At 49.0% G+C, this 26536-nt stretch carries 20 protein-coding genes and 1 tRNA gene; 11 read left to right on the top strand and 10 right to left on the bottom strand.

The features are described 5' to 3' along the window. Window positions 1-33 precede the first annotated feature (33 nt). Together HUU59_02945 and HUU59_02940 are read right to left on the bottom strand one after the other, a co-directional pair. Entirely contained in the window at window positions 34-249 is a 216-nt protein-coding gene (locus HUU59_02945; GenBank protein NUO18385.1) for a hypothetical protein, read from the bottom strand. Between the two features lie 2 nt (window positions 250-251). After that, entirely contained in the window at window positions 252-722 is a 471-nt protein-coding gene (locus tag HUU59_02940) for a hypothetical protein (protein ID NUO18384.1), read from the bottom strand. Between the two features lie 429 nt (window positions 723-1151). On the opposite strand from HUU59_02940, the gene HUU59_02935 reads away from it, so the two are divergent. Genes HUU59_02935 through HUU59_02925 form a run of 3 tightly spaced genes read left to right on the top strand, consistent with a single transcriptional unit; the run spans window position 1152 to window position 4337 of the window. Further along, complete coding sequence (locus tag HUU59_02935) at window positions 1152-2138, top strand: efflux RND transporter periplasmic adaptor subunit (GenBank protein ID NUO18383.1); 987 nt, start codon at window positions 1152-1154, stop codon at window positions 2136-2138. A 2-nt stretch (window positions 2139-2140) separates the two neighbouring features. Further along, window positions 2141-3373: an ABC transporter permease gene (locus HUU59_02930; GenBank protein ID NUO18382.1), complete on the top strand. Its 1233-nt coding sequence runs from the start codon at window positions 2141-2143 to the stop codon at window positions 3371-3373. After that, complete coding sequence (locus tag HUU59_02925) at window positions 3366-4337, top strand: hypothetical protein (protein ID NUO18381.1); 972 nt, start codon at window positions 3366-3368, stop codon at window positions 4335-4337. The genes HUU59_02930 and HUU59_02925 overlap by 8 nt, the downstream gene beginning before the upstream one ends. Window positions 4338-4399: 62 nt before the next feature. Here HUU59_02925 and HUU59_02920 read toward each other — a convergent pair whose 3' ends face one another. The 6 genes from HUU59_02920 to HUU59_02895 form a co-directional block, all read right to left on the bottom strand. Next, the gene (locus tag HUU59_02920) at window positions 4400-5152 is read right to left on the bottom strand and encodes an ABC transporter ATP-binding protein (GenBank protein ID NUO18380.1); all 753 of its coding nucleotides are present in this window, start codon (window positions 5150-5152) and stop codon (window positions 4400-4402) included. Beyond that, window positions 5152-5793, bottom strand: a complete 642-nt coding sequence (locus HUU59_02915) for an ABC transporter permease (GenBank protein NUO18379.1) — start codon at window positions 5791-5793, stop codon at window positions 5152-5154. Before HUU59_02915 ends, HUU59_02920 begins: the two co-directional genes overlap by 1 nt. Before the next feature lie 162 nt (window positions 5794-5955). Then, window positions 5956-9060: a PD40 domain-containing protein gene (locus HUU59_02910; protein ID NUO18378.1), complete on the bottom strand. Its 3105-nt coding sequence runs from the start codon at window positions 9058-9060 to the stop codon at window positions 5956-5958. Window positions 9061-9198: 138 nt separating this feature from the next. Next, a complete protein-coding gene (locus HUU59_02905; protein ID NUO18377.1) occupies window positions 9199-9768 on the bottom strand; it encodes a response regulator in 570 nt (189 codons plus the stop codon). Between the two features lie 79 nt (window positions 9769-9847). Beyond that, on the bottom strand, window positions 9848-10006 hold the full coding sequence (locus HUU59_02900) for a twin-arginine translocase TatA/TatE family subunit (protein ID NUO18376.1): 159 nt from the start codon (window positions 10004-10006) through the stop codon (window positions 9848-9850). Window positions 10007-10074: 68 nt separating this feature from the next. After that, window positions 10075-12660 (bottom strand): hypothetical protein, encoded by a 2586-nt coding sequence (locus HUU59_02895; GenBank protein NUO18375.1) that lies wholly within the window; start codon window positions 12658-12660, stop codon window positions 10075-10077. A 197-nt stretch (window positions 12661-12857) separates the two neighbouring features. Here HUU59_02895 and HUU59_02890 point away from each other — a divergent pair, with 197 nt between their 5' ends. The 6 genes from HUU59_02890 (at window position 12858) to HUU59_02865 (ending at window position 23074) form a co-directional block, all read left to right on the top strand. Next, window positions 12858-13328 carry an Hsp20/alpha crystallin family protein gene (locus tag HUU59_02890; GenBank protein NUO18374.1) on the top strand — a complete coding sequence of 157 codons (471 nt, stop codon included), beginning with the start codon at window positions 12858-12860 and terminating at the stop codon, window positions 13326-13328. After that, the gene (lon, locus tag HUU59_02885) at window positions 13325-15727 is read left to right on the top strand and encodes an endopeptidase La (GenBank protein NUO18373.1); all 2403 of its coding nucleotides are present in this window, start codon (window positions 13325-13327) and stop codon (window positions 15725-15727) included. Before HUU59_02890 ends, lon begins: the two co-directional genes overlap by 4 nt. 77 nt (window positions 15728-15804) lie before the next feature. Further along, a complete protein-coding gene (locus HUU59_02880) occupies window positions 15805-16392 on the top strand; it encodes a ComF family protein (GenBank protein NUO18372.1) in 588 nt (195 codons plus the stop codon). A 30-nt stretch (window positions 16393-16422) separates the two neighbouring features. Further along, window positions 16423-20625 carry a S8 family serine peptidase gene (locus HUU59_02875; protein ID NUO18371.1) on the top strand — a complete coding sequence of 1401 codons (4203 nt, stop codon included), beginning with the start codon at window positions 16423-16425 and terminating at the stop codon, window positions 20623-20625. Beyond that, the gene (coaE, locus tag HUU59_02870) at window positions 20622-21218 is read left to right on the top strand and encodes a dephospho-CoA kinase (protein NUO18370.1); all 597 of its coding nucleotides are present in this window, start codon (window positions 20622-20624) and stop codon (window positions 21216-21218) included. The genes HUU59_02875 and coaE overlap by 4 nt, the downstream gene beginning before the upstream one ends. Continuing rightward, on the top strand, window positions 21215-23074 hold the full coding sequence (locus HUU59_02865; GenBank protein NUO18369.1) for a S9 family peptidase: 1860 nt from the start codon (window positions 21215-21217) through the stop codon (window positions 23072-23074). Before coaE ends, HUU59_02865 begins: the two co-directional genes overlap by 4 nt. Window positions 23075-23124: 50 nt before the next feature. On the opposite strand, the gene HUU59_02860 is transcribed toward HUU59_02865, so the two are convergent. Continuing rightward, window positions 23125-23553: a hypothetical protein gene (locus tag HUU59_02860; GenBank protein NUO18368.1), complete on the bottom strand. Its 429-nt coding sequence runs from the start codon at window positions 23551-23553 to the stop codon at window positions 23125-23127. A gap of 240 nt (window positions 23554-23793) precedes the next feature. Between HUU59_02860 and HUU59_02855 the strand changes: the two genes are divergently transcribed. Together HUU59_02855 and HUU59_02850 are read left to right on the top strand one after the other, a co-directional pair. Further along, a tRNA-Gly gene (locus HUU59_02855) sits at window positions 23794-23868 on the top strand. A gap of 55 nt (window positions 23869-23923) precedes the next feature. Further along, window positions 23924-24568: a class I SAM-dependent methyltransferase gene (locus tag HUU59_02850; GenBank protein NUO18367.1), complete on the top strand. Its 645-nt coding sequence runs from the start codon at window positions 23924-23926 to the stop codon at window positions 24566-24568. Window positions 24569-24600: 32 nt separating this feature from the next. Here HUU59_02850 and HUU59_02845 read toward each other — a convergent pair whose 3' ends face one another. Further along, the gene (locus HUU59_02845) at window positions 24601-26373 is read right to left on the bottom strand and encodes an aminopeptidase P family protein (GenBank protein ID NUO18366.1); all 1773 of its coding nucleotides are present in this window, start codon (window positions 26371-26373) and stop codon (window positions 24601-24603) included. Window positions 26374-26536: the final 163 nt, after the last annotated feature.

Genomic DNA, 26536 nt, shown 5'->3' with positions numbered 1-26536 from the left:
CTGCGGTCATCTGCGGTGACCGCAGGGACTCCGTTACGGCTCTGACGGCCTAACGGATGGCGAATTCCACTTGTTTAGCGATCGGTCGAGGCCGTCAGATCTAATTTCGACGTTGACCACGGAACAGCCTCGCGTCCTGAAGTGTTCGACTGCTGCTTCAAGCTGACGTGCCGACCGGGCTGTTATTTCTCCGTAAACGGCGATTAAGGCTTGATCGTTGCGCTGTTCCGTGTGCAGGTGAAGTCCCATCTTTAGACCTTTGGTTTGCTCTTGTCCGCCAACATGTTCCAGGCATCAGATTTGGAGAGATTAACTTTTTCCAATCGAGCTTGAAAGGCGTCAGCGTTCCATATTGTGAAGAACTTCTGGCGGCCGAAAAAGACCACCTTTTGTCCGATGTTTGCTTGTCTTAAGAGAGTTTGGGGGAGAGTCACACGGCCTTGGGCATCGATTGGCCGGACTGCGGCTTCTGAAAGAAGCACCATGTCCCGGTCTATGTTCTCATCCAACGCGAAATTGGCGGTCTCGTTCTCCGATGGCGCATAAATCGCATTGAAATAATCAATTGGGAAAACATTTATAAAATCTGAACTTCCGACCGTGAGTACGACGTGCCGCTGAGTATCTCCTGGAAGCGCGTTCCGGAACTCGGCGGGTATTGACAATCGGCCTTTATCATCGACCGCTGCCTCATGTTTACCTACGAAAGGAAGAATGCCCATTTGGGTGGTTGACCCACAATATCCCTTTTTGCTCCACTTTGCACCCAAGATAACTCCAGATGACGCGAAAGTCAAGCGGAAGTGCGCATCTTTATATATTGCTAACCCATTTTTAACATTTTGATATAATTTACCTTACTGATTGATTTCCCTGAAATTCTAGTGACGTTTGCGATTATGGGAGGCAAACTTGCCTCTGAGAGTACGGCCAGTTTAGCGACTGGTCTTTTTTTCGGCTTCGCAGCAACAAATTGCTATGGATTTCCCTCTAAGAGCTTAAGCAACAAAAACTCCTGTTTACCAATGAGATTCAGCCAGCATTTCCGTACGCTCCTTATCCTGATACTCGTCAATTGGGTTTCCTTGGGCTGCAAGTCTGATAGTCAAGCGAAACCACGACTCAATTTGAGTACCGTTGAGCGAGGGGACATGACTCAAACCGTTGTCGCCACAGGGAGCATTAAACCTTTGCACCAAATTGAGATTCGGTCTAAAACAGGTGGAACAGTAAGGAAGTTCTTTGTCGAAGAGGGAGATTGGGTGACGGCGGGGCAGCGCCTGTTCGAAATTACACCGGAAGCGTCTCCGACAGAACAAGTGCGGGCCAGAGAAGAACTGAGAACTTCAGAGGTTGAGGTCAGACAGGCCGAAGATGATCTTCGAATTGCGAAGGAGCTTCACTCGAAGAATTTGCTTCCCGAGCAGAACCTCCGGGATGCTGAGCGAGAACTCGAACGTGTAAATGCCCGACTATCGGCGGCAAAGGCAGAATGGGCTCTGATTCAACGTGAGCAAATTGGCGAGACGGACAAAGAAATGGACATTGTTCAGACTTCGACCACGGTCGTTGCGCCGATTACCGGTTTAATATTTACCCGAGAATTGGATGAAGGGGCTTCTGTTACACCGACAACCTCAGCCTCCGGGGGCACAGTTGTTATTACGATGGGAGACCATACAAAAATCGAGTTCAGAGGAGATGTCGATGAAGCAGACATCGGGAAGCTGAAAACGGGACTTACGGCAAATGTCACGGTACAGGCATACCAAGGTCGGACTTTTCAAGGAGAGATATACCATATATCTCCTGTCGGACGGTATAGCGACAAGGAGCAGCAGATTGTTTTCAACGTCAAGGCGCTGGTCGATAATTCCGAGGAACTTCTGAAAGTCGGAATGAGTGCCACGGCACGCATTGTTGTAGACGAGCGCAAGGATGTCCCGATTCTCGATGAAATGGCCTTGTTCTTCAAGGGAGATTCTGCCTATGTCAAAGTCGTAGTCGATACTTCCACACAGGCAACGGAAGACAGACCGGTCACGTTGGGGATTTCGGACGGAATCCGGACAGAGGTGACAAGCGGATTGAGTGGAGGTGAGATAGTCAGCGCAGGCCAAGTCCAGCAGGAGAATTAGGCGTGAGCTTTCTGGAACTCGTTCGACAAGTATTTGGCACACTCGGCACCAACAAACTCCGAAGTGCCCTGACGATGTTCGGGATCACTTGGGGCATTGCGTCCGTTATGCTATTGTCAGGACTTGCGACCGGATTCTCAGAAGGCGCTTTGAGCAATATCAGGTCGCTTGGCAAGGATGTCGTGGTCGTTTGGGGGGGGAGAAAAAGTCTTGCGACGGGTTCGGCGAGGAAAGGCGAGACGGTTCGATTTGACGAAAAGACTCTTCAGGCATTGGAAGCCAAGGCACAACTCTTTACCTTCTCTCCGGAAGTATCCGCATGGAGCACGGAAATGCGAGCCGGCCCGAGAATTTTCAATACGCGTCTGGCTGGTGTGGGGGAAAAGTACGGTGAATTGCGAAATGTCATTCCGGATCACGGACGGTGGATTTCACGTCGCGATATCATTGAAGCGAGGCGTGTGTGTGTCATCGGGGACGAAGTGAGAAAGAAGCTCTTCGGTGAAGAATCAAATCCGTTACACGAACGTGTGCTTGTTGGCGGCAGGGAGTTCCTCATTGTAGGTTGGAAATCTGCCAAGAAGCAAGGGTCGTCCTACTATGGACCTGACAACGACGTGGTCTGGATTCCTTATTCGACCCAACTTGCATTGTACGATCGGTATTGGTTCGGAAACTTCATTTTTTCACCAAACGATGTTCAAAAGCATGAGTTGGCGGTGGCGGAATTCAAGAGTATTGTTGCCAAAGTGCACAAGTTTGATCCCGCCGACCCGGAAGCGCTGAACCTTTGGGATACTCATAAGGACGCAATGGAGACCGCCAAGGTTTTTGATGCCATTAATGCGCTTATGGTTGCTATCGGAGCCATAACGTTAATGATCGGCGGATTAGGCGTCATGAACATCATGCTTGTGTCAGTTGTTGAACGGACACGCGAAATTGGTATTCGCAGGGCAATTGGTGCAAACGCATTTGACATTGTGAAACAGTTCTTCCTGGAATGCCTGATTATCACTGTACTTGCAGGATCAGGCGGGATGCTGGTTGGTTGGGGATTGATAGAACTCATGAATAGTGTTACTCTGCCGGACGGTGTGTCACCTCCGATTTTATCCGAAACCACAATGTTGATCTCAGCCGGCATGATAGGACTCGTGACAATATTCTCCGGTCTCTACCCGGCAATTCGCGCCGCGCGAGTGAACCCAATACAAGCACTTCATCATGAGTAGTAAGACGTTAGTTTTAACTCAATTACTTGCCATGGTGATGCTGCTTGCGAGCTGTGATGACGATGAAGGGGATTCTCACCAAAGCCAGACTGCCTGGCATGCGGAACTGCTTGTCCCAGGAGGTTTTCATCCCGTATTGTCGCCCAACGGCGATGCTTTTCTGTTTACCGGAATCGATGGGAGTCTCAACTTGTGGCGAAGCGGTCAAGAGCATCGAGTTACGGATTCAGGAGTTGTAGTGCGAGCCGACTACACTTGGTCCGTATCTGACGACGGATATTTCGCCTATTCTGTTCCAGGGGCTCCCGGTGACGGCAGTGTTACTGTTGCAAGTTTAGCTGGCGAATCGTTCTCTGTATGGGACAGGGGATCTAACCCTTACTTGAATGTCAACGAGGGCTATTTACTCTGTGCCGAACCTCAAGGTGATTCCACGGAGAACGGAGTCTGGAAATTCAATTTAAGTGACTTGTCACGAGTAAGATTAAGTGCCAATGCTCTATCCTGTCGCGCATTCTCCAATGGTCAGCTATTTGCATTTCTTGAACCAAAGCCACATTCAAGCGGATTGAGTCTTCAGGTGCAGATTGCCGAATCAGACAGCATCATTCTAACAATTGACCATGTTGCCGGAATAGACTGCCGATTCCATTTATCCGCACTTGGACTCGAAGTTGTCACCAACCCTGACGACGTCCTGAACACTACTGCAATCTATCGAGTAGATCCAACTCAATCTGCACAGCTCCAGTTCATTGCAAATCCTGCCACGGATGTCATTGTGCTGCAAGATGGAAGTCTCATATACAATCGGATAACTTCGAATCAGCTTGGTCCGCTCGTTCTATGTGTAAACGGCAATGAAACGGTCGTCAGCGATTCCCTTTATGATGCTTCGGCGAACTCGAAGCAGCTCGTTCTTGCCACGGGTCAGCTCGGCATCTATCGACTCATTTTTGATTAAGCCTCATCGCGCAAAAGCAAAAAGCCCCGCTGATCAGCGGGGCTTTTTTTCGGTCAGATACTTTAATAATGGGTCACAACTTGCCTGTCCTCAGACTCTCCGGCGATAAACCGCCGGACGATGTCTATGCTTTCCGTCTTGATTTGCTGTTCAGTTCCGGAAAAAATGACGCGACCAAGATGAAGCATTACGATGCGGTCGGCAATCTTAAAGGCCGAGACCATATCATGCGTGACGATAATCGATGTCACTTTGAGCTCGCGTTGCAACTGGATTATCAGGTCATTGATTGAGTCGGCTGTTATCGGATCGAGCCCGGTAGTAGGTTCATCATACAAGATGTATTGCGGCTTCATAGCAATTGCACGCGCAAGTCCAACACGTTTCCGCATTCCGCCGGACAGCTCTGCGGGCATCTGCTTCTGGGTCCCGGATAAGCTCACCATGTCCAAACACTCAGCGACTCGTTTGTCTATCTCGGATCTGGACATCCTTGTATGTTCGGTTAGTCCAAGCCCGATATTCTGCTCGACTGTCATTGAATCAAACAACGCGGCACTTTGAAATAGTACGCCGAATTTCATGCGAATTCGATAGACGTCCGCGCGCTTTGCATTTGAGATCAAATCCCCGTCCACCCTTATTTCCCCTTCGTCCGGATTGAGAAGGCCGACAAGGTGCTTCAGAAAGACCGACTTGCCGCAGCCGGATTGACCTATGATCACGAGCGACTCTCCGGTCTGGATTTCCATGTCCACACCGCGAAGCACTTGCTTGCTTCCAAAGCTCTTCTTTATTCCGCGTGAAACAATCATTAGAACAAGATCATCGCGAGCAGGAAATCGAGAACCAAAACTGTCAGCGAACTCCACACAAACGCTTTTATGGTCGCGCTGCCGACGCCTTCAGCGCCGCCGGAAGTGTCAAACCCAACATAACAGCCAATCATTGCCGAACTCATCCCGAAAAACACCGACTTCAAAAGACCGGAAAAGATATCATATACGTGAAAGAAGTTGGGTATCAATCCAAAGAACTGTGCCGATGTGAGACTCAGGAACACCGTTGTAACAAACCACGCACCCATAATGGCAATGAAGTTTACCTGTGTCACGAGAACCGGCATCATTGCAGTCATCGCCGCTATTCTCGGTACCGCTAAGTATCTAGTGCTCGAAATCGCCATGGATTCCAGGGCATCTATCTGCTCGGTCACTTTCATCGTTCCGAGTTCTGCTGCGATAGACGCCGAGACGCGTCCCGAAATTATCAAACCCGTCAGCACCGGGCCCATTTCAAGCACAATACTCTTGAAGACGCCCGGTCCGATCATGTCGAAGGGCATGTACCCTTCTAACTGATAATGTAACTGCCAGCCTGAGACCGCGCCAGTGAATAGCCCGACCATGAGTACAAGCGGCAAAGAGTCCACTCCGAGGCGAACGCACTCACGCATGAATAATGATCTTCGTGAGAAAACTGCGCCAATTTCAGTGAAAACTCTGCCCATAAGCAAACCGAATCTCCCGAGTTCCGTTGTGAACTCAAGAATCAGTTTGCCCATTAGCTGTATTGGCGCGGCAATTGCGGTCGCGACATCAGAAGTCTTGCCCAATACTTAGTACTCCGCACCTAAAGAGAAATAGTATCTCGGCTTTGAAGTATCTATTCCGTCGGTTGACCATGCCACATCCCAACGAAGCAGCAGGAATCCGAGATTTGAACGCCATCCAAAACCGTACGCCGCTTGAAGGTCATGAAGACGCCTGTTACCGTCTTTTCCCACAGAGGTAAGTCGGAATGCGTCATCAAACCACGCCGCGCCCAGATCTGTAAAAAGAGCTCCTCTGACATCTCCCAAGGTGATTGGAAGAGGCCATCCTAACTGTAAGTATCTGATCAACGGAAAACGGAATTCTTGATTCGTGAGAAAATAGCGATTGCCTGTTCCCCGGCGTTCGAAGTAATCACCGCCTCGGAATGGCGTAATGAATGAAGAGAAGTAGAAGTCATTAATTTCTTCCGTCGGAATCTCGTCGTTCTCAAACCTTCGATTTATCCAGTTTGAAACACCGCCCATGAAGAATCTTTGCGGCTCAGGTCCGCCGCTAAGACCTGCCGTAAGACGGGATGCCCAGGAGTAATCTCTGCCCATTCTAAAATACTGACGCATGTCTGCTTTCGCAGTATAGAACTCTGAACTCCAAACCTCACGGTTTTTTCTGTCACTCTGAAGATTTGGGCTGTATGATGCGGAAACGCGGTAACGAGTGCCGTTTACAGGTCCTGTGCTGCCCCAGACCACCGTATCGTGGACATAACCAAGCTCGGGAAGAAGAATCCGCCGCCGAGCCGTCTTATAGTAATCGTAGTACTGATCCTGATTGGGCTGCCACTCGGATCGATCTATTCCGTACCCGCCAACTATCAACTCGGCGCGTGTGTATTTCGAGAATGGATAGCTTGCATCAAGTTGGATTTGCAGGGTCTGATCGCGAACATTTCCCGCATCGAGGTAATAGACGTACCTGAAAAGTCCAATACCGTAATTGATGCGATTTGGTAAGTAAAAATACTGCGCAGAAAAGTTTGAGTTGTCGAGATTATTGAAATCATAGTACAAATCTGTGTTGACCACTATTAGCTGATTACCCAGCACATCGCTAAACAAGATTTGACCGGTTCCCTGCGCACCAAAGAACGAACTGTAAGCTGCAGTCGCGTACACGTAGTCCGGCGTGAACTTAACCTTGTACTTCTTGCTGAAGAATCCTCCGCCGGGATTGCGGGTGTTCGTTGTGTCCGGCAAGGTCTGTTCACCATGATCCGAAATTTGTCCAATTCCATCAGCAAAAACATACCGTGCAAACTCTCTCGTGTTGTCACGGAACTCCATAGATTCCGAACTGATCTCGGCTTGTTCTCCCACCGGTTCAATTGCTTCCGGAGTGCCGTGCTGTCTAAACGCCGTCAACGCTGGTGACTTAGGTTCAATTTGATCAGGCGACTTCAACAGATAAAGGTCATAGCCGCCTTCAAAGAAAGAAGTAAAGACAAGCTTATTGGCACGAGCTGAATAACTCGGTTGAAAACTGCCAGTCAGTCCATTGGTTATTGCGACAGACACTTTGGTTTCCAGATCCATCCTGTAAAGATTGGAGATTCCAGTTGAGTCGGAAACGTAAACCAAGAATCTTCCATCGGGTGACAGAGTGGGATTCTTTTCGGTGAATTCACTCGCTGTCAATCTTTCGCATTTATCGGAATCGATCCTAATTCGATAAACGTCCATGGTATGATAGTCGAAATTCCACATCTCGAACGATTGCTCATACCCTGAAACTCTTACAGAGTCTTTTCGGTCGGAGGCGAAATACAGCATAGTCCCGTCATGGCTCCAGGCAGGATCGTCGTCGCTGAAGATGTCGTCTGTGACCTGCACGAGCTTTTCACTGGCAACTTCATAGTAATAAAGGTCTGACTGGCCGGACTTTAGACCTACAAACGCGATTTTCGAACCGTCCGGAGAATAGACCGGATTGAATATTCCTTCCAATCGGGGCCGGAATCTTCTGACAATATCTCGTTTATCGACATTCAGGATGTTTATCGCATCAAGTGCACCTGCCTTGGACGCAAAGACAATGTGTTCGCCATCTGGTGACCAGGACATTCTCGCATCAAGCCACTTCAGTTGCTCAAAGTCACCACTGCGTTCACCCTGCAGCAAACGCCTGGATTTCCCGGAATCAAGGTCGTGAAGCCAAACGTCGAAATAGTCTGACCTGTCCGACAGGTAGGCGACTCTTTGTCCGTCCGGTGACAATGCGCCACCGTTATTCACAAAGTTTCCGATTTTTCGATGATTCGTAATCCGTTCCGAAAAGTCCTCTGGTGATTCATAATTGGCGACTCCCGGCCAATATATCTTACGAAGCCAATTTTGCCACGCGCGGTTAAAATCCTCCATCGTAAGACCCGTCGCACTTTTCAGTGAGCGTGGCAATTCGCGTGACGTTTTTACCTTGTTGACCAGTTCTCCGACTTTCTCTTTGCCGTATCGCCTGTCAAGATAATAGAATACCGACTGGCCGCCTTTATAAGCAAAGTAGCCGCCAAGGTAATCGATGGGAGGGAGGTAGCCGGTGATAGTGGCATCCCGCATGAACATGTCTGCCTCGACATCCCAACCACCCCGGGACTCGTATTCAGCAAGTCCCTCCGTGAACCAAAGCGGAACATCGGACGTCGCCACGCCAATGAGAATGCTTTGAAACCCCGTACCGTAGAACAGCCGCAAATTGACGGCATGTGTCAGCTCGTGGTGAATCACATGCCTGAAAGCCTCATAATTCCCGGTATAAGGCAGTACCACTCGGTTCTTGAGAAACTCGGTGAATCCGCCCAGCGACTCTTCTTGTATCGAAAGTGAAACGTTAGTCTGCTGAAACTTGTTGTGGGACGCATAGATGATGAACTTGATTCTTCCATCAAGTGTGTAATCCCAGCTTGACTCGATGAGTTTCAATGCTCTTTCAGCCGTTTCGGCTGTAAACTCTGCAATTCGTTCCTGGCCAGCAGAATAATAGACGTCAAAATGTTCTGATTGGATGTATCTCCAGTCAAACTCGACGTATTGTACTTTATTCTTGCCGAAACCTTGAGCAAAGAGTTCTACAGAGAAGGCAAGAAGAACGAGGACTAGGATTCCCGAACGTGACATTGAGACTTTCATTCCAAAAAGTGTATCCTACTACTGGGAACGCAAATACGCTTAGTGAGGTTTCCTGAATTGCAGGAGAAAGCGCCCCGAAGCCGGGGCGACGGGGCGCAGTGATCGTTAAATTCAAATGCTAAGTGGTTACGGACGGATGACTTCAGCAACCATTTCAAGCAGTTCTTCACTCTTTATGGGCTTGGTAAGATAATTGTACGCCCCTTCTTTGATTACCTGGACCGTGTCCTCGATTTTTGGATAACCTGTCAGGATAACGATTATCGAACCTGGATCTGCCGACTTTATCTCTCGAAAAACGTCGATTCCGCTCTTTCCCCGCAATTTGACATCCAGAAAAGTCAGCGCCGGCTGTTTGTCCATATGGATTGCGATCGCCTCATCTCCGCTTGAAGCAGTTAAGACGTCGTATCCGGCCGCTTGCAATAGGTCAGACATGACCTGCAAAATCATCGTATCATCATCTACTACAAGGACATACGAGGATCGCGGCTTGGATTCGGCAGCCTTTTGCTTTTCAATATTCTGCCGAATTTCCTCCATATTCCGCTCGTCGTAGAGTCGCCAACCTCGCCAGTCACGTCGTACCTTGGTAATCAGGCCTTCACGTTCCCATTTGAAAAGTGTAGACTTAGAAATCTGCAAGTTCTCGCAGACGTCTTTGGAAGAATAGAACTTACCGTCTCGACCGGTCATAGGACCTCACTATATTAGTTATAGTAAGTAATATAACCATCCGTTGAACAGAAGTCAAGGATTGCATCAGCAAAACCACTCACGGTTTCTTCGGATCATTGCCCTCGCCATGAAGACCTTCCTTGAACTCGCGAGCACCACGGCCAAGACCCCGCATCAGTTCGGGTATTCTCTTTCCACCGAAAAGAAGCAGAACAATCGCCATTATCAAAAGTATCTCGACCCATCCGAACTTCATGTGTGTTCCTGTCGGGTATGTTGTTAGTTAATGCTAATTAAGCAACTATTCATGGGAATTTCAAGTGCCTAGGGCAACGCTGAAGTCACAACGTAGAATGCGGTCGTGTGGCTCTGCAGGACCCCCACGTCTGTCCATGTCGAGTCACCAGTTGTCGCCACTGGTTGGTCGAGCGGGATCAAGGGCGAAAACGACTTGAAAATCCGGTATTCTGAGGCACCCGTGTGGGACCAATGCAACACGATATCATTGCCTGAGGCTCGGATCACTAAGTCAGGCGGGAGAAGTGAGTACCCGGTTGCCCTGATCATTCGATTACCTGTCCTCGTATTTCCATGGCCAGCACCTTCCTGTAACCACATGTTTTCACAAGAGTCCCACAAGAAAGAACGGCTATGGACTGTCGAACTCGTATCCAAGCCAAATGCACACCGGGCCTGACTCACCGCTAAGTAGAAATCCGAGTTTACCACAATTGGTTCAAACTCCAATCCTGTTAAGGCGTAGCGTCCCCAAGTCAATCCCTGATGCCCCAGTCCATCTGGAAAATTGGGAAGTGTCCCGGTTGTTCGAACACCGATGGTATCACCCGGCAAGCCTCCAATGCCATTGATATCCAGGACAGCGACCACCATCTCGCCGTGCAAAGAGTCCGGTCTGGCGGCGGATATCGCGATTTCTGCAGCGCATAACACGAACGGAAATGAGGTTGGCGAAAATCGAACTGCCCATGACATCCCGACATCCGGGGACCATTGATATGACTCGGCCGAACCATCGTCATAAGCAAGTTCAATGATACACTCCTCGGTTACTGCAAAAGTGAAAGTATCCGTCTGCGATGATAGACCATTGGCGTCAGTGACTCGAAGGAAATACTCATATATTCCAATGTCCAATGAAATTCCTACCGCGAATCCTTCAGGCGATGAGGGTAGCAGAGTTACACTATCCAACGAACCAAAGCCGTCAGCGGAGATTAATAATGCAGGCAAGTCATGATCTCCGTCGTCCTGTACATGGCAAAAGAAATTGGAAATTCCCGGGACAGCATCACAAACTTGATTATGTAGAATTACAGGAGGCGTGTTCGCTGAATTGTCCCGAATCTTAAACATGCCAGAGCTGTCGCCCACGGACTGGGCTGCCACAGAAACTACTCGTACGATTGCCGAGTCCGAGGCTGGCATCGTTGCAATCCATCCGAAATAGCCCGAGTTTGGAGTTGACGAGGAAAGCAATTCCCATCCAGGTGTAGACGGTGATCGCTTGAGTTCAATGCGAACATTACCGCTAACGTTGACAGCAGTCCATTGGATGTCCAGTATAGAACCGATGGACACTGAATCTCCCGCAGCCGGAGTGAACACTGCGAGATCCCGGTCGAAAATTGCAAAGTCGCTGTCTGATACGTCGAATATCGCAGGCGAATCGGAAAGCACGACTTTGATCCTTGCTTGATTCGTTGGGGCGCCAGATACAACCCATGTAAACTGTCCATCGTTAGCTGTCAAGTCAGCAATAGTCTCATAAGTTCCGCTTGCGCCTGTGCGGCTTAATGATAAGGATACCAGTCCTGAGTAGTTTTGACTGTTCCACAGCACTTGTATGGAATCGCCTTCTCCGTAGCTCTGTCCACCATTGGGCTGAATCAGACTTACCGACGGAGGTGCGGAGACTTGTCTTACGATATCAACAAAGACAGGCAAGTGGTCGGACGATACATGAAGAGCGTCTGCAATACTATCGGGAACCGCGAAGTTCGTGCCGTTGTTCACTGATTGACCAAAGTGGGCTCCGTCGTTTCCAAAGACGGTATAGCTGCCGGCAACGACCTGCCACGACGGGAAACTCTGAAACTGATAGGTCGGCAAGAGGAAATCAAAACGATCGTCGAGGCCTCCGGTTGACCCTCCGTCACCTAAATCCGTTAAGCGCGGCGACTGAGTATGTACAGACGCGAAATTCGCATTGTCATGCCATGAGCCCGGTGAGTTTTGAATGTCGTACAGCCGCCCGTCGTTATCCGCTTGGTTCGCTAGAAGCAAGTCGTAGGCAGGCTCGCTGCTTGTGTAAAGATTCAAATCACCGCCAAAAATGTAGTGTCCTGGCCCAAGAGAGTTCAGATGATTGCGCACAATAGTTGCCTCCGCCAATCGATCTGATTCAAATCCCTGACTTGCTTTGAAATGCGCGGAGTATACTCGAAAATCGAGGGTGTCTGAAGCGACTCCTGCAGGGCGGAGGATGTACCCGTTTATATCCCGCAATTGAGTCGATAGTGTGACTTGCCCTTGAAGCGACACCCTTGATGACTTGTAGAATAGACCATTATCGGAGTCTGGCCCATCATCGAATAGCGCTGCGCTGTATAAGCCCGGTTGTCCGAAGTTCAAGACCTGATTCAGAAACTCGTTCAATCCACTGCTTGACTGCATTTCTTGAACTATCAGAACATCCGGGTCAATTGCACGCAAAATCATTCTGAATTCGGGGTTCCGTGCTGCCGAAGTACTGCCGGGATAGTTCAGTACATTATAGGTCGCCACTCGAACTGTGTCAAATGTCTGTGCCAAGGCTGTTTCAAGTTGCCCCAAAACAACGAACATGGCTACTATCGATGTCTTTACAATGTCCATTCGCGTCGAGTTCATTTTTTGTCATCTGCTCCAAACAGGTAATTTACTACACAAGTTACGGGATTGCAAGTGTTCACTCTAAGCCAATAAATTACTTGACCTTTAGACCAATATTGGATATATTTAAAGTCAAGGATTATTTCGTCTAAACCAAATAAAATCAATTATATGATTACTATCGAGTCAGAATCGTTCCTCGAAAAGGAGCAGACATGATTCAGAATGGCAGAATTCGGCTACGTCTTGCAGATTCGGATGACGAACACTCCAGAACCTTCCGATTCGAATATATCCGTGTTGAACACGGCAACAGACCCTTGCCCTGGGGTGAACGGGCGCAGTGGATTCCGGCGGTAGACGTGTACGGAAATGACCAGCGAGTTGTTATTGAGATCCACGTTCCAGGAGTCCTGCCCGAGGAAATTCGATTTGAATTTGGAGCCAAATGGGTTCGTGTTCAAGGATCAAGACGTGACGCAGAGATTGCGGGACGACGTGAATTCTTTCATGTCGAAATTTCTCGCGGAAACTTTGAACGGGTGATATCACTGCCGGAGGGGCTCGATACTCAGAAGACTCAAGTCTCTGCCGAGCTCGGCGTATTGCGAATTGAGATTCCCTGGGTCTCCCGGGAATGGGCAGTCTCTTGCCGCAAGGCGCAATTCCCTGAGGAATGGTCATGAGCAATTCAGAACAAAATACAAGTCAGTCAAAAAGTCAATCGGGCAATGGGGGGGAAGGTCCGATCAGGATTCCTGAGCATTGTCCGGCGCTGCTGTTAAACGACGTCCTGGTGTTTCCCAATACGATTGTGCCTCTAGCCATCTCGTCTCCGGCCATGATCACGATGATCAATGACGCATTGGCAAGTCACCGCGTTGTGGCGGCATTTTCGCGCGCGCAGTCGCCGCGCAGTGATAAACCTGAGGATCAGTTCTACTCGGTCGGTACAGCGGCGCATATCATGAAGATGTTCAGGATGCCGGATGACTCAATTCGTGTCCTAATTCAAGGAATGGTGCGTGTCAAACGTCTTGAGATTCTGAAGACGGATCCATATCTTCAAGTGAAAATTCAGCCTTTACCTATTCCGCGTGAAAGCACAATCCAGATTGAAGGACTGACCCGTACTATCGTAGGTGACTTTTCAAAATATGCTGAAGAAAACGCATTACCGGACGAAGTTCGTATTGCTGTGCATAACATCGCGGATCCCGGTGCACTGGCTGACATCGTTGCATCAAATCTGAATCTGTCCATCGGCGAAAAGCAACAGATTCTAGAGGAGAATCCGCTTGAGTCCAGGCTCGCATTGGTGGCAACTCATTTGTCTCGCGAACTGGAATTGCTGAAAATCGGAACTGAAATTCGAGGCAAAGTCGAAAAGGAACTTGAATCGAATCAGAAAGAGTACTACCTGCGTGAACAGTTGAAGGCCATTAAGCGCGAACTTGGCGAAGAAAGCGAGACGAGCGCTGAGATTTCTGATTTCGAAAAGAGGATTGTCGAAGCGGCAATGCCCGCTCACGCTGCCGAGGCCGCAAAGAAGGAACTTGACCGCATGCGCGTTATGTCGGTTTCTTCAGCGGAATATTCCGTTTCCAGGACCTATATTGAATGGCTTGTAAGTTTACCATGGAGCAAGGCCTCTGTTGACGAATTGAATCTCTTGCAGGCTGAACGGGAGCTTGATGAGGATCATTACGGGCTTAATGAAGTGAAGACCAGGATTCTCGAGTTTCTTGCTGTCAGAAAACTGAAGCATGATAATCGCGGACCCATCCTGTGTTTTGCCGGACCACCAGGAGTTGGAAAGACATCGCTGGGACGTTCAATCGCCAGGTCGATGAATCGTGAGTTTGTTAGGATGAGTCTCGGCGGAGTACGCGATGAAGCGGAAATCCGCGGACACCGTCGCACATATGTTGGAGCCATGCCGGGAAGAATCATACAATCGATCAGACGTGTCGGCGTCAAGAACCCGGTGATCATGCTTGACGAGATTGACAAGCTGGGAATGGATTTTAGAGGAGATCCTGCATCTGCCCTGCTTGAAGTCTTAGATCCGGCTCAAAATTTCACATTTTCCGATCACTATTTGGATGTTGAATTCGATCTCTCGTCAGTTTTCTTCATTACAACCGCTAATGACATCGGGCTTATACCAGGTCCATTGCGCGACCGCATGGAGATTATCGAAATTCCAAGTTACATTACTGATGAGAAGGTACAAATCGGAATACGGTACCTTTTGCCCCGTCAAATTGAAGAAGCGGGCCTGAAGACGAGTAACTTGACAATTAATGAAGATGGAATGCGTGCAATTATCAGAGGATACACGCGAGAGGCGGGGGTACGAAAGCTTGAGCAGAAGATTGGAGCTATATGTCGAAAGATTGCCCGAAGTGTCGCTGAGGGCAAGCGACGACGCGTAACCATAACGTCAAAGTCTGTATCACAGTATTTAGGCCCCGCACCGTTTGCGGAGGATGGATTGCCGGAATCGCCTCAAATCGGTGTTTCACTTGGATTAGCCTGGACGCCTGTTGGTGGAGAGATTCTGGTGATTGAGTCGACCTCGATGCCCGGTTCCGGCAAGCTTCAAGTGACCGGTCAGCTGGGAGAGGTTATGAAAGAGTCTGCTCAAATCGCATTGTCTTACCTTCGTGCCCACTCGGTGGAAATGGGAATCTCCGAAGAGAGTTTTGTGAAGTTTGATGTTCATCTGCATGTTCCTGAAGGCGCACAGCCTAAAGAGGGACCGAGTGCCGGAATTGCGTTAGCTTCGTCACTGGCGTCACTCCTTTCAAAAAAGGCTGTTCGCAACGACATGTGCATGACCGGCGAAATTACCCTTACAGGTAACATATTGCCGGTCGGTGGAATTCGAGAAAAGATTGTTGCTGCAGCCCGGCGCGGTATCTCTACGATAGTAATGCCAAAGGCTAACGAAAAGGACCTTTTCTATGTTCCTGAGCACATTAAGTCCAGGCTGAAATTCCATTTCGTTCATGACCTCGACCAAGCCTTGAAACTTACGTTGAAGCCAATCACAAAAGGCAGACAGCGGTCGGAAAACTGATGAGAATCGGGAAACTCAGAGAATGGCCTTTTTGGTCCTTGATCTATCCTGCCCAGTGTCTGAACTGTTCAAGACCGATGCATGTTTCGTCAATTCTCTTTTGCGACGCATGCTGGGCGGATCTGCCGCGGATTGAAAAAGATGCCAAGGAAAAGCTGCCAAAGCACGTTGACCGCTTGCATGCAGGCTTTGCATTCCATGAGGCCGGCATAACTCGAGAAATTGTGCACGCAATGAAGTTTGACGGTCACACATCGTTAGTTCCGAAGATGGTTGACTTCCTAGTCAGGACACTGCCGAGCGGCTTCATCGACAGCGACGACATATTGACGCCCGTTCCCCTTCATTGGCTGAGACACGGAGATCGATCGTACAATCAAAGTATGCTGCTTTGTCAAGAACTCTCAAAACGAACGGGCTTGGAAGTACAAGTTCTTTTGAAGCGTGTTAAGAATACTCCTGCTCAAAGCGGGCAAGGATTTCGACAGCGAGCTGAGAATGTGAGGAATGCATTCAGATACTCGCATAAAGGAGAAACACCGAAATCAGTATTGCTTGTTGACGATGTCGTAACTACGGGCGCAACGGTCGCCGAGTGCGCTCGAGTTTTGAAGGAAAGTGGTATTGCTGAGGTTCGAGTTCTGGCCTTTGCGCGGGCAGAATAGCCCACGTGTTCTGAAAACGGAGGAGTATACTTGAGACAGTTTGGATTTCTCGCAACGTTGGTCTTAAGCGCCTGCAATGTATTCGCGACTCACTCGCCTGACTTACTATTCGTAAAGCTTCGTGCACCTGTACAGTATTCTTCTTTAGACGGAAGTCTTTACACGGCTTCATCCACAGTCAACGATCTCCTTGATGACGGAGCGACGGCAAGCGTACCGTTCGCAAACTATTCACACCTATCCCATCCACTCGAACGTATAGTATTGATTAGTTTGCGAAGCAACGAAGAGATCGCCGAAACTGTAGATCTCCTTTCCAGTGACATCGAAATTGAGTGGACAGCCTTGAATAATCATTATCAAGTTGTTCATTCGTTGGATGATCCTTTTGTTCCGAGAGACAGTCTTTACGGCGAGGCATGGTGGCTACACAAAATTGAAGCAGAGCTGGCGTGGGAAATTACACGCGGGGATTCGAACGTCATAATAGGAATTATCGACACTGGCGTTGATTACATACATCGCGATCTTCGAGAAAATATCTGGCACAACCGTGGAGAGATTGCGGACAATGGTGTTGATGACGATAACAACGGTTTCATTGATGACACCATAGGCTGGGACTTTGTGGACGCTCCCAGCCTGCCCGCAGGCGGTGACTATCTCGATCGAGATAACGACCCCATGGATGAGATGGGACATGGTACATATGTTTCCGGTTGTGCAGCAGCAACTTCTGACAATCCGGATTGCTTCCCATCGATAGGTTTTAGCTGCCGGATAATGCCCCTTCGTGCAGGGAACGCAAATGGTACTCTTGAGGAGGATGACGTTGCTGCCGCTATCCTGTACGGTGCAGCAAACGGGGCTTCAATAATCAACATGAGTTTCGGCGATGTTGTCGCTTCACCGTTGCTGCGGGAGGTTATTTCAATTGCTCATGAGGCTGGCGTCGTTCTTGTCGCTTCGGCGGGAAATGCAAACAACAACGGCATACATTACCCGTCAGGTTTTCCAGAGGTGATAGGTGTCGGCGCTACTGACAGATTCGATCGCCGGGCATCCTTCTCGAATCTAGGTCCGTCAGTAGAAATAATGGCGCCGGGAGTTGATATCCTTTCGACAATCCTTGGCGGCACATGCGGCGAGTGGGTTTTTACATCCGGGACGAGTTATGCCGCGCCGATTGTTGCAGGAGTTGCCGGCCTCATGATTTCGGTTAATCCGTCTCTCTCCTCCGATGATATCCTTGACTTACTCCGTTCGACCGCTGAGGACATTGGTATTGAGGGTTGGGACTCCTCAACTGTTAACGGTAGAGTGAACGCGCGACGAGCCGTGGAGCGCGCACAGTTTGGTGCGGATGCTGTGGCGAGAATTTCGTTGCCTCGAACTGACACTGGCGTTAGAGGAACGATTGCAATTATCGGGGATGCCAAAGGCACTGCCTTCTCAGACTTCACGATTGATGCCGGATATGGTGAGAATCCTCGCACTTGGCAGCGTGTGACAAGTTCCTCTTCCAGAGTCTCGAATGATACTCTGGCAATACTTAATGCACCGAATACGGACACGGTGCTTGTTGTTCGGTTGACGGTTCGCGCGACAACAGGCTCGCAGTCGGTTGACATGGCACACTTGTATGTGCAGAATGCGCCACCCGTTATCGACAGTGTCGTCTCGCGTACTGTCCTTGATGGACCTGGATATGGACAGCAAGTTATCGCGTGGAGCAACCAGTTCAGCCGCGCGACGCTGCTTATGACAAACAGTGCCGGCGACTCCGTCCGCGAAGACTTTGGATATGTCGGCAAGGATCATGTGGCAGTCATATCTCAGAGCCGTTACACGGGTGAATGGCAAGCGGTCCTGCAAGTCACAAATCTTATCGGAGAATTTGCGCGTACAGCACCTTTTGCGTACAATTCTACAGAGAATAGTATACGGCCTTATTTCTTCAATTCTCGCGACACGAATTTACCGCATGGAATTGTTTGCAGTCAGGTTAGTGACTACGACTGCGACGGTTTCCTCGAGATTTGGCTTCTGCCCGTTGACAACTTGAACACTGTTGACACACTCGAATCATTTGAATGGAATGGTACTCAATTTGTGGAAACTGAGAATACATACGGACCACACATCCCGCAAGTCATCGGTGACGCCGATGGAGATGGAAAAATCGAACTAGCTGCGCGACGAGGCATTGAATCGCGAATATGGGAGCAAACAGACTCTTGCTCCATACTGAACAACCTTGTGTTTCAGAGCCCTGACTTTTACACTGAATTCGTCATCAGTAAATACGTGGTGATTGACTCGACATCAGGAAGAAGTGATATCCTCGCCCGTACAAACATAGGAAATAGCTCCCGGATGGCGCTATTCCGTGTTAGCAGTGACTTTTCACTTACGATTCGGGATACATTAGCGAACATCTCGACAGGACTGAATAGTATGGGCCCCCCTGGTTCAGCAGTTGGTGACTTCGATTCCGACGGGAGACTTGATGTTGTTTACGGAGACTACGATGGTGATATTATTTGGAATGAGTGGACAGGAAGTGAAATGCTGCCGGTATGGACGACCCGTTTGCGCCAAAATGATGCAACGGCATGGCTTGAAGCCGGCGACTTGAATTGTGATGGTGTTCCAGAGTTAATAGCAGGTTGCAGGTCAAATACCGGCCCTTCATCGGAAAGCCAGAGACTTCTGTCGGGTTGGGACTACTATGTTTTTGCGGCGAATGGGGACAACAGTTTAATTGCAGTAGACAGTGTTGCGATCCTTGGCAATGAGAACGTGTCGTTCAATCCAGCCTCCGTGAAGTGCGCGGATGTTTATTCTGATGGTTGTGATGATCTTCTGATTTCATCTTATCCTGACTATTATATATTCTATTGGAACGACTCAAGCGGGGGTTTAGAGGTTAAGTGGTATAGTTTCCCATCGGAAGCCGGTGCGATGACTGTAGCCGATATTGATGGCAATGGTCTGCCAGAAATCCTTGCATCAAATGGTGACGTCCAAGTTCGTATTGAAGATGCTGTCACACAGAGTAACGCACCTTTCCCTCCTGTGCTTTCAGGCATTCCGCAGGACGAGACGACTCTCCATTTGGAATGGACCGCCGTTCCAGGAGCAGTACACTACGAAGTTTACGCCTCAGAGGGTAACGCTCCCTATGAATTAATAAGTGTCACCACCTCAACCTCGTTTGATTGGACGGCCGCAGACATCGATATCGAATATCAGGTCGCCGTGGCGACCTACGATACCTCGTTTGCACAGCCCATAAGCGTGTATTCAAACGTTCTTCGTTTGACTCCGAATCATCCCCCTACGGTGCAGGACACTGCAGTACAAGTCAGTCCAAGTGTAGTCTTTGTCCAATTCAGCGAACAAATGGGGGCATCGGTGTTTGTGCAAGGGAACTGGCGGCTTCTGGACGGCACAATGCCATCTGTTATCTCCGGCAGCGAAGGGGCTCGCAGGGTCTATCTCTCTTTCGACACACCTTTTGAACCCGGCCAGTACACATTACAACTGGGACGAATAAGTGACATTCAGGGCACCCCTCTTCCCGAGGCCGAGAAAAGGGTAAGTTTCACGATCGAGAACATTGATGTTGCAAGACCCTATGTTGTGGCGCATTCACTTGTTGACGCTCCGGTCGGGCGAGAAGTAGAGATAGTCTTCTCCGAGCCACTAGAAGTTGATTCTGTATTACCATCGAAGTTCAGAATCATTGATCCGAGAAGGGATAATGTGCCGTATAATGCCCAAACCGTGCAATCGGTTACGTCGGATGGGCTGCGATTTCGAGTAAGGTTAGATGAACGCTATCCCGTCGGTGCCGTCGGTCATAGAGTTTACATTGAGATTGCACCAATTGCTTCGACAAGGGGAGGGTATCTGGAAGAGACCACAATTCAGATTAGTCAGAGTGCTCAGGACCTTGACAATGCTTATGTGTACCCAAATCCATTCAAAGGTTCCGGTGCATTCGGATCGACTGGTGTCTTTTTTGCTGCGCTTCCTGTCGATGCATCAATTAGAATCTACTCACTTCAAGGCAAACTAATAAGGAAACTTGAGCACAAGAGTGCCAGTGGACACGAGGAGTGGGACCTGTTGACAGAGGATGGGCAGACCGTCGCATCTGGCATCTACCTATATCGAATCGAAGCAAATGGGCAGGAGAAGCTGGGAAAACTGGCAGTCATACGTTGAAGAAGATATCAGTCGGACTCGCCGGAGGCATTGGCAGCGGAAAATCGACCGTTGCATCATTGCTTGAAAATTATGGAGCTGAAATCGTCTCGGGCGACGAACTTGGTCGAGAGGTTGTTGAAAATGACCCTTCTGTTAAAGTTGAGATTCAGCGAGTACTTGGAGACACTGTGTTACGGCCGGATGGCTCATTTGACAGGGGCAGAATCGCGCAACGTGTGTTTGCTGAACAACGCATGATCGATTGGCTGACGAAGCTGACTTTTCCCGCCATACACATGAGATGGTTGTCAGCATTTCAATCATCAAACTCACGGGTCATCGTCTTCGATGCCGCCCTCATTTTTGAGTGGGGGATTGAACGGGAGTTTGATTTGACAATAGGCGTATTGGCTGACCATGAGTTGGTTATGAGCCGCATCGGCGAGAAGTTTTCAAGGGACGACATCTTGCGAAGAATGAGTCTGCAAGCGTCCATGATTGGAAAAATTATGTTTGCCGATGTCCTTATTGAGAATAATGATTCGCGCGAAAACCTTATGAGGCAGGTTGAGCGTGTGTGGTACGATAACATTTTACCGTTGACGGCATGAAACTCTCCAAATTGATTATTACTTGCATCGTTCTGGGGGCCACAAACGCGTTCTGTCAGGACTACACTGTTTCGCAGTTCTTGAATATTCAAACAGCCACTCGCGCCACATTCAGTCCGTCCGGCACCGAGGTCGCATATATTACGAACATCAGTGGCCAGCCGCAAGTTTGGCGGAGTTTTGATCGTCCTGGGCCAATCAATCAGTTGACTTTTGAAGAAGATGGCGTTGATGGTGTTTGGTGGTCGCCAGTGAACGCGACACAGATGATCGTTTCTGCTGCGCGGGGCGGCAGTGAGAAATCGAAACTTTACTTGTTGAATCCCGGCCAGTCGCCATTAGTGCCCCTTGTTCAAGAAGACGAGGCAATATACCGTTTCGGGAGTTGGTCTAATGATGGTTCAGTTTTCTGCTATGCGACGAATAAGAGGAATGGTGTTGACTTCGATGTGTATGAGCACCATCTTGCCGAGGCTGAACCACGACTGATTTACGATGGGGGAGGGCACATTTCAGCAAAACGCTATTCTGCTGACGGTAGGTTCCTTCTGATGACCGTCGACTACTCGAATGTTAACACAGATCTGCTTGTTTGGGACAGGGTGTCGAATTCGGTCGATAACATCACACAGCATACAGGAAATGAACTTTACAGCCATCCGCACTTTGATCATGCGGGGAAGAATATCTTCTGCATTAGCAACAAGGGGCGTGAGTATGCCGGTATAACTTCGTACAACCTTGAGTCGAAGCAGTGGACTTGGTTTGAGACACCGGACGCGGAGATTGAGATACTTTCAGTCGCACCTGATGGTTCCGGGTATGCGTTCATTACCAATGACAACGGCTATTCCAGATTTAATTACTATTCGATAGCGAAAGACCGCAGAGTGCAAGGATATCGTTTTCCAGAAGGGATCATACAAGGTTTGACCTTTTCACCAGATGGCACCAGACTGGCAGTGACTTTTGGAAACGCAACCAAGCCGTTCGACATATGGATCTATGAACCGCTTACGGACAGACTATATCAGCTGACGTCGTCCGCGACTGGCGGTGTCCCGTTATCACTTTTTGTTGCCCCTGAAACTGTCGAGTATGAGACATTTGATGGTCGCAAGATTCCAGCCTACTTCTATAGTCCCGTTGGCGATGCTGGTAAAGCACCGGTCATAATTGCGATACATGGAGGACCGGAATCTCAAGCACGACCTGATCTCTCAGGCCTGTTTCAATACTGGCTTCACAATGGATTTGCGATACTTGAACCGAATGTGAGAGGATCATCAGGTTACGGCCGGACCTACTTAACGCTAGATGATGTGCAAAAACGCATGGATTCCGTGCGTGATATCGAGTACGCCGCAAAGTGGTTGAAAGGGAGGAAGGACATTGACGGAAGCAGAATTGTCCTGTATGGTGGCAGCTACGGAGGGTTTATGGTGTTAGCTGGATTGACGATGTACCCCGACTTGTTTGCCGCCGGAATTGATGTTGTCGGTATATCAAACTTCGTAACATTTCTTGAGAATACCGGCAAATACCGGAGAGCACTTCGTGAAGCAGAGTACGGATCATTGTCTTCTGATCGCGCATTTCTTGAGTCAATTTCTCCTCTGAATCACGTTGACAAAATTAAAGCTCCTTTATTCGTGATTCAGGGTGCGAACGATCCAAGAGTTCCGCAATCCGAGGCGGACCAAATGGTCAAGGCGATTCGCGATCGTGGCGGAATTGTAGAATACCTGTTGTTCGAAGATGAAGGACATGGACTTGCCAAAACCCAAAATAGAATTCTGGCTTACTCGAAAGCCACTGAGTTCTTGAAGAAATATGTTTCAGTAAAGCCAGAATAAAAACGAAGGCGACACCAAGCCGCCTTCGTTGAATTCACTATGGAACGGGATTACTGTGCGTGCCGGTACTCGCACGGATGTGCAGGATCAAATGCTGACTCGACGGATTTACACACACTTACTATTACGCTGGTCGTATAGTGACTGGTCTCAGTTGGCCACCACTCAAGGCTCTGGGTGCCCATCGATGCTTGGACTTGTGTAGTTCGTCCAGGCCGTACGGTCACAGTAAGATTGCCTCCAATTCTGCAGCGCACGGGGTAAAGTGATGGAGTTGACAGCTTGATATAGCCGAAACGCTCGACTTCGCAAAGTGGCAACTCTGGTTCAATGTCAGTGACAGGCTGTTCGTCGGCAACATCCGGCGACACTTTCCAGGTCGCTTCATTTGCTGTTGCCGGAAGTTGAGGGTTCGCGCCAAAATCATGTGAACAGCCAATTGCCATGATCAGGATTGCCATTAACGGTATTACCTTCATCAGGAACTCCTTTTCTATTTCTTGTGCTTCTGCACTTTGTGCTTGTTGTGTCAGTAATCTGGATCAATTGGATCGATTTGCTGGGCAATCTCAGGGACCAATTCATCAGTTTCACTCCGGACACCTAGGAGTTCTGTGATTTTTCTGTGCGTAGATCTTACTTCATTTTGAGTATAGAGAAGATTTCACGTTTTCTACTGACTTGACAATCAATTGAAATTGTATACATTTGTGTTAACTGCGGATGTAACTCAATGGTAGAGTACTGGCTTCCCAAGCCAGCTGTTGCGGGTTCGAGCCCCGTCATCCGCTCCAGTTTTGCAGGCACTATCGAGTGCCTGTTTGTATTTAAGAAGATATGCCAACTACCGTGACTTGTCCGCTATGCCAATCTACTATAATTCAATATCTTGGAGCGTTTTCTGCGCGCCGACTTTGTCGCTGTGAAGAGTGCGATTTGGTGTTTGTCAATCCCGATTATCACCTGACGACCGAGCAAGAGCGGCAAAGATACCTACTTCATCGTAATTCACTAGAGGATCAGGGTTACCTCAATTTCTTGGAGCAGTTAATTTCGCCCTTTGTTGCACGGCTCGAAAGGGGGTCAACGGTCCTCGATTTTGGCAGCGGGCCGAAACCAGTAATGGCAGGTTTACTGCAAGCAAGAGGTTATGTTGTCAAGCTGTACGACCCCCATTTCGAGCCCGACAAAAGTGTTCTATTGAACGAGTACGATGGGGTAACTTGTGCCGAAACGGTCGAGCATTTCAGGTTCCCGTTCGAAGACTGGCAAAAGATGGCCAAGTGTGTGCGACCTGCTGGCCTTCTTGCCGTCATGACCATGATGCAAACGCGAGAAACAGATTTTGCGAATTGGTGGTACATTCAGGACCCGACTCATGTGAGTTTCTATTCAAACAAGACTTTCACTTGGATAGCGCGACAATTCAATCTTGAATTAGAAATCGTCACCAATCGTGTTGTGTTTTTCAAAAAGAAAGCGGAACCTTCTTAGGCTCCGCTATGGTCTCGGTGTATTGAACAGGACTAAATCGGCCGAGTCATTCTGTATAGCCAGAGCTTTGTTTTTCCTTTGACCTTTGACCCTATAGCATTACGCACCCTGGCATGATACTGATTGATGTAAAGCCTCTCGCCAGTCGTAAGAAGAGTGACATCAATTAATCGTGTGTCAATAGGACAAAGCGTCAGGTTCTCAAACTTGTAAAACCCGGGTCTGTCCTTGTCCACTGTCACGTAAACCAGATTTTCGATCCGGATACCGTATTCACCGTCGCGGTAGTAACCCGGTTCATTTGACAGAACCATTCCTGGCATCAAGACATCATTGGGGAATCTGGGAGCTAATGATGCCGGTCCCTCATGAACGCACAAATAGTGACCAACACCGTGCCCTGTTCCATGTAAGTAATTCAGTCCTGCCATCCATAATGCTCGTTTGGCAAGCACTTCAAGCTGTGGTCCACGTGTACCGATTGGAAACGGTGTTGTCGCGACCGCTATGTGGCCCTTGAGAACACGTGTGAAATGCTCCTTTTGCATCCGAGTCGGAGTTCCGCAGCAAATCGTCCGGGTTATGTCCGTAGTTCCGTCCGGATATTGCCCACCCGAATCAATGACCATAAGCCCTTTAGCCTTAACCTGTCTGCTTGTGGCCTGGACAGCGCGATAATGGACCACCGCTCCGTTGCCGGCATAACCAATAATTGGCGAAAAGCTCGGGCCCCTATAAAGCGAACTGGCACAGCGTGCTCTTTCGAGTTCCACTTCAAGTGACAGCTCGCTCATCGGAATTTTCCCGATGTTCTCATCAAGCCAGGACAAGAATTTAACCATCGCGACACCGTCCCGTACATGGGCTGCGGTCATGCCACGAATTTGCTTGAAGGATTTCATTGCCTTCAACAAAGTGATCGGCGACCGCTCCGTAATCAAGTTTGACTTCCCAAGCTGGGCAAAAATCCACTGGGATGCCGTTGCATCGTGAACCCAAGTCTTGCCTCTGGATTTGGCAAGCCCTTTTAGTACGTTGCCGAATGCGTCGTATCGATGAATTTTGACGTGCTTGCCGAGTGACCGCTTTACGTCCGGCGTTACCTTGCGCAGGTCCACAAAAAGATGCGCGGACTTTTCCTTTATGATTGCATACGATACAAAAACCGGATTGAAGTCGACATCCCGACCTCGGAGATTGAACAGCCAAGCGATGGCGTCCAATTCATTTAGTACATGTGCAGTTGCGCCTTGTGACTTCATTTCGCTTCGCACCTTCTTTAGCTTGGATGCGACCGATTCGCCGGCGTACTTGATATCATGGGTTTCGAGTTTGGACAGGGAGAGGGCGGGCTTGTCCGGCCAAACTGCGTCAACAAGGTCCTGCTTCACCAATACCAACTGCAGGCCTCTATCTGAAAGTTCTTTCTGCAGGGTAACGTAACGTTGGTGAGTAATTACTTGAGGGTTTACTCCGACTTTCGAACCCTTAGGCAAGTGACTTGCCAGCCATTCAACGAGGCTTGGAGTGCCAGCCAGGCCAATCTTTTGAAGTCTCATACCGGATCCTGCAAGTTCTCGCTCAGCTTGCAGGAAATAGCGTGAATCCGTCCAAAGTGACGCGTCTGTCAGAGTGACGCAGGCCTCTCCGGCGGAGCCGGTGAAACCGGAAATAAAGGCTCGACGTTGCCATCGGGTAGGAATATATTCACTGTTGTGAGGATCTGAGCTTGGGACAAGATAGGCCTGTATCCCACTGGATCGCAGTTGATTGCGAAGAGCAGCAATTTTTGATTTTGTTTTCAATGCATTTCCTCCTGTTTTCAAAGTTACACTGAAAGTATTGAAATTTCAAGTCGATAAGCTTGAACATTCGTATAATATTCCCGCTTGAGTTCTGGGCTGGCGCAGGCTTTGCGCAAGAGCTTGTAGAGTTTGCAGTTCTGCTTGAATTTCGCTAAAATAAACA

The sequence above is a fragment of the bacterium genome, assembly GCA_013360195.1.
In the GTDB taxonomy this organism is placed as follows: domain Bacteria; phylum Electryoneota; class RPQS01; order RPQS01; family RPQS01; genus JABWCQ01.
Note: the sequence above shows the minus strand (reverse complement) of the source record. Positions and strands in the feature narration are given on the sequence as shown.

Coding starts and splice junctions, on each gene's coding strand:
- HUU59_02905 (NUO18377.1), bottom strand. CDS start 9,768: ATGACCGGTCGAGACGGTAAGTTCTATTCTTCCAAAGACGTCTGCGAG.
- HUU59_02915 (NUO18379.1), bottom strand. CDS start 5,793: ATGCGTGAGTGCGTTCGCCTCGGAGTGGACTCTTTGCCGCTTGTACTC.
- HUU59_02880 (NUO18372.1), top strand. CDS start 15,805: ATGCATGTTTCGTCAATTCTCTTTTGCGACGCATGCTGGGCGGATCTG.
- HUU59_02920 (NUO18380.1), bottom strand. CDS start 5,152: ATGATTGTTTCACGCGGAATAAAGAAGAGCTTTGGAAGCAAGCAAGTG.
- HUU59_02935 (NUO18383.1), top strand. CDS start 1,152: ATGACTCAAACCGTTGTCGCCACAGGGAGCATTAAACCTTTGCACCAA.
- HUU59_02865 (NUO18369.1), top strand. CDS start 21,215: ATGAAACTCTCCAAATTGATTATTACTTGCATCGTTCTGGGGGCCACA.
- HUU59_02900 (NUO18376.1), bottom strand. CDS start 10,006: ATGAAGTTCGGATGGGTCGAGATACTTTTGATAATGGCGATTGTTCTG.
- HUU59_02910 (NUO18378.1), bottom strand. CDS start 9,060: ATGTCACGTTCGGGAATCCTAGTCCTCGTTCTTCTTGCCTTCTCTGTA.
- HUU59_02890 (NUO18374.1), top strand. CDS start 12,858: ATGATTCAGAATGGCAGAATTCGGCTACGTCTTGCAGATTCGGATGAC.
- HUU59_02925 (NUO18381.1), top strand. CDS start 3,366: ATGAGTAGTAAGACGTTAGTTTTAACTCAATTACTTGCCATGGTGATG.
- HUU59_02895 (NUO18375.1), bottom strand. CDS start 12,660: ATGAACTCGACGCGAATGGACATTGTAAAGACATCGATAGTAGCCATG.
- HUU59_02945 (NUO18385.1), bottom strand. CDS start 249: ATGGGACTTCACCTGCACACGGAACAGCGCAACGATCAAGCCTTAATC.
- HUU59_02860 (NUO18368.1), bottom strand. CDS start 23,553: ATGAAGGTAATACCGTTAATGGCAATCCTGATCATGGCAATTGGCTGT.
- HUU59_02940 (NUO18384.1), bottom strand. CDS start 722: ATGGGCATTCTTCCTTTCGTAGGTAAACATGAGGCAGCGGTCGATGAT.
- lon (NUO18373.1), top strand. CDS start 13,325: ATGAGCAATTCAGAACAAAATACAAGTCAGTCAAAAAGTCAATCGGGC.